This is a genomic window from Streptococcus sp. C300 (assembly GCF_000187645.1).
GTDB classification, from domain to species: Bacteria; Bacillota; Bacilli; order Lactobacillales; family Streptococcaceae; genus Streptococcus; species Streptococcus oralis_CQ.
The window spans coordinates 176789-178193 of record NZ_GL732469.1 but is presented as its reverse complement, the minus strand read 5'-3'; the positions used below and the strand labels follow the sequence as shown (position 1 = coordinate 178193).

Genomic DNA, 1405 nt, shown 5'->3' with positions numbered 1-1405 from the left:
AAAAAGAGGAAACAAAGTTCCTCTTTTCTATTTAACTTTTAGAGCTTACTTGCTTTCGTCTTCTTTACGTTTCAACTGACCAAGTCCTAAAACCCCTACTAAAGCTGCTAGACCAAGATATGGCATGTAGCTTGAATCATTTGTACCTGTTTGAGGTAGAGTAGGGTTACCTTTTGGATTTGGAGTAGGAGTCGTTGGCTCCTCTGGTTTCTTAGGTTCTGGCGTTGTCGTACGAACTGTATTTGAAGCGTAAGCAACTTTGTTCACAGTATTTACATAGGTATTTTCAAAGGTTCCGACAGCAATTCGTTTCATTTGAATATAAGTCTCAGCCTGGAATGGAGAATCCAACTGAATCTCTTGAAGGAATTCTTCCTTGAAGCGAATTGTAAGCATTCCCTTATCTTGATCATGTTCAACCTGTGTTTCAGCGGTTAAGTCTGTCCCTGCCTTGATAACACGACCGTCTTTCAATCGGATATCGACCTTGGCAAGAACTTTATAGTTTCCAGTGTATTGATCACCTTTTTGGTCATAATCATCTACAAAACTATAGTCATTCAAGTCCTCAGAATGATTTTGTGGAATCAAACCACCAATTAAACGATAATTGAAGTACTGGTTCAACGGAATTGTTTGACCATCAATATTGTCACTGCTTGGATCCATACTGATTGTCACATCTTTTTTAGGTGTGATTTTCGGTACATTGTTAACAACTACTTCTGTAGCATAGCCATTTCCAAAATCAATTTGGTAGGCTTTGTTTTCATACTTACCACCCGTTTGACCAAATTCAGGTTTAACTGTCATCGGATCTGTGATGAGCAATGATTTTCCTGCGGCTACATAGTTCTTGTAGAATTCGGCTGGATTATCAGCTGAGAAGAGTTGGAAAGCACCTTTAACAGTGATGTTTGCTTTCTTCAACAGCTCTTGAACCTTCTTAGGAGCAGCTTCTAAACTATCATATTGTTGAACACTGATACCTGATACAAGGTTGCCCTCTAGATCACGAATCTTAACCAATTCTGGTTGAAGCGTTAAAGCTTCTTCTGGATAATCATCCACATAGTAGAAACCGTTTTGAATCGCTTCTTTAGAAGATTTATCTCCCTTGTATTGATCCAAACCCCATGTAAGTTCATAGTAGTTCGTTGAGCCAGCTAGAACTTCTTTGCCATCAATATTCACACCTTGCTTGTTCTTGTTAACTTTCAAAGGCTTGATGTAGTTGTTATTTGGATTGTCAGGATCATTTGGTTTACCTGGAGTCGTTACACGAACAATGTTTGACTTGACACCATAGGCATCGTTGACTGTCAAGGTAAAGTTATTTGTATAAGTCGCCCCATCATTCAAGACACGACCAACAACCGTTGGATAAAGAGTTTCAACAGGTTTA

General features: G+C 38.9%; 1 protein-coding gene. It reads right to left on the bottom strand.

Annotated elements, in window-relative coordinates; translation table 11 throughout:
• Positions 1-45: 45 nt before the first annotated feature.
• The coding region (locus HMPREF0849_RS08575; protein WP_009013741.1) for an SspB-related isopeptide-forming adhesin at positions 46-1405 on the bottom strand (1360 nt) is incomplete at its 5' end.